Source organism: Gemmiger formicilis, assembly GCF_016901605.1.
Lineage (GTDB): Bacteria > Bacillota > Clostridia > Oscillospirales > Ruminococcaceae > Gemmiger > Gemmiger formicilis_B.
This window is the reverse complement of the sequence record NZ_JACJKP010000326.1, coordinates 1-1,129: the sequence shown is the minus strand read 5'-3', so window position 1 is coordinate 1,129 and position 1,129 is coordinate 1. Positions and strand designations below refer to the sequence as shown.

The window sequence follows — 1,129 nt, the reverse complement described above, 5'->3', positions numbered from 1 at the left end:
ACTTTGGGTGAGAAGCTCAAGGATATGGGCTACGGCACCGGTCTGTGGCGCGGCGGCAAGAGCCCCTACTATGCGGTCAAGGTGCCCGTTTACAGCTTCCTGAAGCTGCACGGCGTGGACACCATGTTGGGCCCTGAGATGAAGTCAACCGGCGAGGTGCTGGGCATTGCGCCCACCTTCCACGAGGCCATGATGAAGGGTCTGGTGGCGGCAGGCTACCAGTTCAAGGTTCCCGGTCCCGGTTCCTGCGTGATTATCACGGTCAAGGACAGCGACAAGAAAGAAGCCGCCGACCTGGCCTGGAAGCTGCATGACTATGGCTACAAGATCTACGGCACCGCCGAAACGGCCCGTTATCTCAACAGCCAGATGGTACCCTGCAGTGTGGTACGCCAGATGAGCGGCGCCCGCCCCAACGTTATTGACCTGCTGGAAAGCGGATTGGTGGATTATATCATTTCCACCAGCCCGCATGGCCGCGATCCCCAGCGTGACTCGGTCAAATTCCGCCGCAAGGCGACGGAACTGTCCATCCCGTGCATTACGGCACTGGATACGGCCCGGGTATTGGTGGATGCACTGCGCGGCGATCACGACATCAGCCAGATGGAACTGGTGGATGTTGCGCTTCTGCATCGCGACGCCAAACAGGATTGATCTTATACAAAACGGGTCTGCGCAAACGGCGCAGACCCGTTTTTTTGTGTACATTTGTTGCGGGAGGGAAGAGAGTTTTCCACAAAAACCTGCGATTATTCGCCGAATGACGGAATTTGAGTAACTGGATTTGGAAATTTTTAGACTTTTTGCCGATTTCCGCCGCATTTCGTCAAAAACGCTTGATTCTGCGCGGTATTTTTTCTATAATATGGGGCGTAATAATAACAGGCACTGTGCCTAAGCAATAGGGAGTATAAAGGAATTATGACGAGATCTCAGTTGATTACCAAGGTTGCAAACGACACCGGCATGACCAGCGGCGAAGTGGAAAAGGTCATGGACTGCATTTTCGGTACCATCGGTGACGTGCTGAAAGGCGGCGACAAGGTTACGATTGCAGGGTTTGGCCGGTTTGAAATGCGGGAACGCCAGACCAAGAACTTTACCAATCCCAAGACCAAGGTGACCA

The 1,129-nt window shown here is 54.0% G+C and carries 1 protein-coding gene and 1 pseudogene; both read left to right on the top strand.

What is annotated here, in order from left to right; all coding sequences use genetic code 11:
* A pseudogene (locus tag H6B10_RS14605) lies at positions 1–657 on the top strand (carbamoyl-phosphate synthase large subunit); the annotation flags it as partial.
* 267 nt (positions 658–924) lie between these two features.
* A partial coding sequence (locus tag H6B10_RS14600; protein ID WP_204652261.1) for an HU family DNA-binding protein occupies positions 925–1,129 on the top strand: 205 nt, incomplete at its 3' end.